5 protein-coding genes are annotated in these 5,974 nt (G+C 60.7%); 1 reads left to right on the forward strand and 4 read right to left on the reverse strand.

The features are described from left to right. Positions 1-303: 303 nt before the first annotated feature. From NV64_RS21275 to NV64_RS21290, 4 genes are all read right to left on the reverse strand, one after another. On the reverse strand, positions 304-1,557 hold the full coding sequence (locus NV64_RS21275) for a cytochrome c (protein ID WP_369878924.1): 1,254 nt from the start codon (positions 1,555-1,557) through the stop codon (positions 304-306). Between the two features lie 4 nt (positions 1,558-1,561). Beyond that, positions 1,562-3,331: a GMC family oxidoreductase gene (locus tag NV64_RS21280; protein ID WP_101506720.1), complete on the reverse strand. Its 1,770-nt coding sequence runs from the start codon at positions 3,329-3,331 to the stop codon at positions 1,562-1,564. Positions 3,332-3,423: 92 nt separating this feature from the next. Next, positions 3,424-4,149, reverse strand: coding sequence for a gluconate 2-dehydrogenase subunit 3 family protein (locus NV64_RS21285; protein ID WP_101506721.1), 726 nt, complete (start codon positions 4,147-4,149; stop codon positions 3,424-3,426). 486 nt (positions 4,150-4,635) lie between these two features. Further along, positions 4,636-5,661, reverse strand: a complete 1,026-nt coding sequence (locus tag NV64_RS21290) for a LacI family DNA-binding transcriptional regulator (RefSeq protein WP_056240173.1) — start codon at positions 5,659-5,661, stop codon at positions 4,636-4,638. 164 nt (positions 5,662-5,825) lie between these two features. Here NV64_RS21290 and NV64_RS23280 point away from each other — a divergent pair, with 164 nt between their 5' ends. After that, positions 5,826-5,924 (forward strand): YoaK family small membrane protein, encoded by a 99-nt coding sequence (locus NV64_RS23280; protein ID WP_199177707.1) that lies wholly within the window; start codon positions 5,826-5,828, stop codon positions 5,922-5,924. The last annotated feature ends 50 nt before the right edge of the window (positions 5,925-5,974 follow it).

Genomic DNA, 5,974 nt, shown 5'->3' on the forward strand with positions numbered 1-5,974 from the left:
TTTTCAGCCCCACCTCCAGCCCCAAAAATTCCAATAAAAAAGCCCGCCCCGGTAATACCTTCACCAGAGCAGGCTCATTAATCATCAGACATCAAACAAAGTAGCTCCCTTATCCCCCACAGGCCACAGAGCAGCTCATTATTAGGGAGGGCAGCGGGATGAGCCCGGAGCGGCTTATGCCGCGCAGGGTCGCCCGCTGACAGGCCCGGGAATCTCGATCAAACAGACGACCTGTCCACAGTGCCAGTAAACAGACGACCTGTGCACAGTGCCAGAATACGACCTGTGCACAATGTCAAAGCATCAGTGCTTCAGCGTCTCCCGCACTTCCCGCACCTGCTTCTCACTCACCGCATCCGCCTTATTCCCCCAGCCCTGACGAATAAAGGTCGCCAGCTGCGCCACCTCATCATCACTCAGCCGCGCCGCAAAGCCTGGCATCGCCAGCGTCGACGGCGCCTTCGCGGTTGAAGGCTGCTGCGCCCCGGCCAGAATCGTATGGATCAACCCGGTCGGATCGCCCGCGTTAACTATCGTCGCCCCGTCCAGCTCCGGGAAAATGCGCGGCGCACCCTTACCGGTCACAAAATGACAGGCCCCGCAGTTATCCAGATACAACCGCTCGCCGGTGGTCAGACTCTTCGCCGCCGTCAGCTTCGCCTCGGTGGCACTCACCGCCTCTGCCGCCTTCGCCGGCGCAGGCGGATTCCCGCCGAGGAACTTCAGATACGCGCTAATCGCCTTAAGATCGGCATCGGTCATCCACGACGTACTGTGCTCAACCACCGACGTCATCTCACCGCCCACCGCCGCCTTATCGTTACGTCCGGTCGCCAGATAATCGACGGTCTCCTGCTCCGTCCAGTGCGGCAACCCGCGCAGCGACGGCACTTCCCAGCCGTTAAGACTGCCGCCGGCAAGGAACTTCTCGTCGCCGCTGTCCAGCGCCTTCTCGTTCATACCGATGCCGCGTGGCGTATGACAGCTGCCGCAGTGGCCAAGGCTCTCCACCAGATAGGCACCGCGATTCACCTCGGCACTCGCCCCGCCGATCGGCCGGAACGGCTTATCGTCGGTAAACGCCCAGTTCCAGAAACGCATGCCCCAGCGCTGGCTGAACGGGAAACTCAGATCGGTCTCCGGCGGCTGCTCCGCGCTCGGCTTCACGCCCTGCATAAAGTAAACGTACAGCGCGTGCATATCGGCATCGCTGATCTTCGCGTAGTCCGGATAGGGCATCGCCGGATAGAGACGCTTACCGTCCGGCAGCACGCCCTTACGCACCGCGTCCGAGAACTGCTGCTCGCTGTACTTACCGATGCCGTGTTCTTTATCCGGCGTAATGTTGGTCGAATAGATCGTGCCAAGGTTCGACTCAATCGCCAGCCCGCCGGAAAACGCCGGCTTGCCCGGAATAGTGTGGCAGGCACCACAGTCGCCGAGGCGTGAAATATACTCGCCCTGCTTCACCAGATCGTCCGCAGCAGCAGCAGGCAGCGCAGACATGCCGGCCAGCAGGCCGGACGCGATTAACGTGCGTGTCAGTTTCATCTTCATCACCTTATGCCTGCACCATCGGACCCGGATTCTTCAGGTAGATATCCTTAATTGCCTGCGCCGCCATCAACGTAATCGCGCCGATGGTATCGGTCGGGTTAGCCTGGAAGTTCTGCGGGAAGGCGTTACCGCCCGGCACAAACACGTTATGCACGTCCCAGCTCTGCAGATAGCGGTTCAGCGCCGAGGTCTTAGGATCGTCGCCCATCACCGCACCGCCGACGTTATGGGTGGAGACATATTTGGTCAGATCGAAATCGGCATCCATCGCGAGGAAGCTCTCGCTGTAGCTGTCCGGGTTCAGCTCTTTGGTAATGTTGCCAACGATGCCCTTCAGATACTGCTGCAGCTTCAGCTCGTTCTGCTTCCAGTTAAAGGTCATGCGCAGCAGCGGATAGCCGTACTCGTCGGTGTAGTTAGGGTCAAGATCCAGATAGATATCGCGGTACGACATACAGGTGGTGGTGATGCTGATCTTCATCGAGTGGCCGTACCACTCCTCCAGCCCCTGCTTCCAGCCGTTGCCCCACGCCGGGGTGCCCTTCGGCAGCGCGGTGCTGATTGGCGTACCGGTGGCCTGCGAGCTGTGGATCTTGGCACCTCCGATAAAGCCCAGCGACGGGCCGTCAAAGTTGCCCGGCGAGATATCGTTAAACATCTGCCCGGTGGCCCCGGCGGTGGCAAACGGATTAAAGTTCTTATCCTTGAAGAACAGCGTTGCGCCGCCGTTGCTGAGGAAGGCGTAGTTACGGCCAATCACCCCCTCTTCGGTGATCGGGTTATACGGCTTGCCGATGCCGGAGAGCAGCATCAGACGCACGTTGCAGAACTGGAAGCTGCTCAGCACCACGATTTTGGCCGGCTGGAAGCACTCGTTACCGTCTTTATCGATATAGACAACGCCCTTCGCGGTCTTCTTATCGTCATGCAGCACCACTTTCATCACGTTGGCGTGCACTTCATAGGAGAAGTTGTCCATGCGCTTCAGCGAGTCCATCACCGCGGTCTGCGGCGACGCCTTCGAGTAGTTCAGGCACGGATACTTACTGCAGTAGCCACAGTAGTTGCACGGCGCGATCTGGTTACCGTAGGGGTTAGTCCAGGCGCGGGAGACGCAGGCCGACGGGTTAGGGAACGGATGATAGCCAAGCTTTTTCGCCGCCTTCACAAACATCGTATTGTTCAGCGTGTCGTCCAGCGCCGGCAGCGGCATCGGATTGGCGCGCGGACCTTCGAACGGATCGCCGCCTTCGAGGATCTGGCCGCGCAGGTTGCCGGTATTGCCGGACTGGCCGCAGATCATCTCGAACTTTTCGTAGTAAGGCTCGATCTCCTCCCAGCTGAACGGGAAGTCCATAATGCGCATATCGTCCTGCAGCACGCCAGGGCCATAGGCCTGGTCGGCGTAGGTTTTCAGCTTCAGGTCGGTCGGCGTCGGGCGGATCAGCACCGCCGTCCAGTGCAGGCCGGAGCCGCCCACGCCGGTGCCGGGGCAGAACGCCCCCCACTTACGGGTCGGCAGCGCAGTCTGGCTCATGTTGTAGCGCACGGTCACCGCCGCTTCCGCCGGGGTGGCCATCACCTTATTGCGCACCGCGTAGGCAAATTCATCCGCCGGTTTCGGGTAAGCGAACTCTTCGTAGCCGCGATCGCCGCCGCGCTCCAGCGCGCGTACCTTCAGGCCGGCCAGCGCCAGCTCAATGCTCATCAGCGAGCCGGCCCATCCCAGGCCGACAACAACGACGTCGACTTCTTCTTTATTAATCTTTGCCATGATAAACCCTGTTTACCCCGCACGGCCGCCGCAGAGACGTGAGCGCCCCTGCCGACAGCCCTGCCGGGCAGCATTAAAACGAGAAAATGGAATCAGGCGCGCAGGCCCTGAATGCTGACCGGACCAAGCGGATACGGCACGTTGTGCTGCTTTACCCATTCGAGGTAGCTGGCGCGCGCGCCGGGGAAGCCGATGGCGATCCACGCCTTCATCCCCTTGTTGCCGCCGTACATCGGGTCGGAGAGATAGCCGTGTTTGCTATCGTTCAGCAGGCCGCTGAAGAACTGCGACGCCTTCAGATCCGGCTCACCGAGATCGGCAAATTTGATCTCGTTTTTCTGCAGATGCGTCAGCACCGCTTCCTGCTCTGCCACCGGCAGCTGATGGAAGTCCTGCTGGTGCTGCTGCTGGCACCACTGGTTGGCCAGCTTGATGCCGGTCTGGTAGATCTGCTGCGGGCGGAACGGGATCTGGTAGCCGTGGGTGGCGGCGGCCTGAGAATCAAACGGCCCCTGCATGTAGATCTCGTTGCCGATATCACCGTGCATCTGCTGATCGATAAAGACCGGCACGTTAGTTTCCAGCGCGCCAGGGGCCTTTCCCTCGCCGCCGGCGGGGATCAGACGGTCGCAGGCGGCGAGGATAAACCGCCACTCGGCCGGGCTGAAGAAGATCGGCTGATAATCCGCCAGCTCAGGTGCGGCCATCTCTGCGGCCTGGGCTGCGGTCAGCCCTTTAAACACCATCTCGCCCAGCGGTAATGCCAGCAGCGACCCGAGTAAAAACTTACGACGGGTGGTTTCTTTTTGAAGGAGCATAGCGTTACGACTCTCACATGCCAGTAAAGGGTTGCCACGGGGGGAAACCGAAGGTTAAAAAATGGTTTTATTTTTTTACATGGCCGCAATGTTAGCGATACAGATGATTCAAAATGTAAAAATTGAAGAGATAATATTTTTAGTTAAACAGGGATGATTGCTCTAACATTTTATAACAATGCCACCATTCCTCGCCGGGTTAGCCACAGGGTTAACCACACCGCTATTAAGGGAAATTTCGGCACCTGAAGCAGGCTGACCGGGAAAAAAACGCCGTGAGCGTGGCGTTTTTGCAATAGTCACCTGGCTGAACAAAATCAAACAATTCGCCTATTCCCCTGCGCATCCTGGGGACAAAACCTGGCCCGATTCACGCTCCCGCAGCCTGAAACCAGGCCGACTCGCCCACCCCCGGCGTAAAATCTATCCCCACTCACGCACCCGCAGCGTAAATCTGTCCCGACTTGCCCACCCGCAGCGTAAAATTCAGCCCGACTCGCGCACCCGCAGCGTAAAACCGAGATCGACCACCGCCTCCGCCGGGGCCTGCCCCTCGATTTTATCGGCCAGCAGCGTGGCGGCCAGCTCCCCCATCTTCAGCCGGTCGATGGCGACGGTGGTGATCGCCGGCTGGTTATGTTCCGCAAAGGCCAGGTCACCAAAGCCGATCACCGCCAGATCTTCCGGCACGCGCAGCCCGCGCGCCTGCGCCTCCATAATTACCCCCTGCGCCAGGGTGTCCGAACTGCAGACGATGGCGTCGAAGCGCTGCCCCGCTGCCAGCAGCTGGCTCAGCCCCTGACGTCCGGCACCCAGCGAGGTCGGCACCGGCGCGTTCACCCCCTGCAGGCGGCAGCCCGGCTGCCCCTGCAACACCTCGGCCAGCGCCCTGCGCCGCAGCTGAGCGCGCCGGTCACCGGCCCACACCAGGCCAAGGCTGCGGTAGCCGCGCTGCAGACAGTATTCGCCGATGCGCTGGCCGATTTTTTCATGGGAGAAGCCCACCAGCATATCCAGCGGCGTCGGCGTCAGATCCCAGATCTCCACCAGCGGCAGCGCGGCGTTCAGCAGCGTTTTACGCAGTTCAGCATGGTGGTGAATGCCGGTCAGCACCATGCCGTCCGGCCGCCGCGACAGGATGGTGTTAACGGTTTCCGCCTCGTTGTCGCTGGAGTAGCCGGTGACGCACAGCAGCATCTGGTAGCCGCGCGCGGCCAGCCGGTCGCTGATCGCCTGCACGGTGTCGACAAACATGCTGTTGTTGATCTGCGGAACCACCACCGCGATCAGCCGGGTGCGGCGCGAGGCCAGCCCGCCGGCCAGCAGGTTGGGAATATAGCCGGTGGCCTGGATCGCCGCCATCACCCGCGCCACGGTGGCGGGACGCACCACCTGCGGCTTATTGATCGCCCGGCTGACGGTCATCGGCGACAGGCCCGCCAGCCGCGCCACGTCTTCCAGCGTGACGGTACGTACTGGCGCTACGCCACCCAGCTCACTATGTTCTTTCATCACTGCCCCACCGCCTGAAAAATGTTTGCGCTATCATATTACCGGTTTATCGCCCCTGCCACCCCGATGACCGGTGCCGTGCTGCACCCGGTCTGTGTTACACTCGGCACCCGCCCGGAAACCTCCGGTGCCCCCTGTCAAACTCAACGCCGAGGTGACCCGCCGTGAATAAAAGAGCCATTGCTCCCACCGTGATTTTTATTGCCGCTATGGCCTTTCTGGTCTGGTTTATCGCTTCCGGCGCGGCGGCACCGGGCAGCTAAGGTGACGTGAAGTCCCCCCGGCTTCAGGCTTCAGGCTTCAGGCTTCAGGC

Origin of the sequence: Erwinia sp. B116 (assembly GCF_002865965.1) — a bacterium.
GTDB lineage: Bacteria > Pseudomonadota > Gammaproteobacteria > Enterobacterales > Enterobacteriaceae > Erwinia.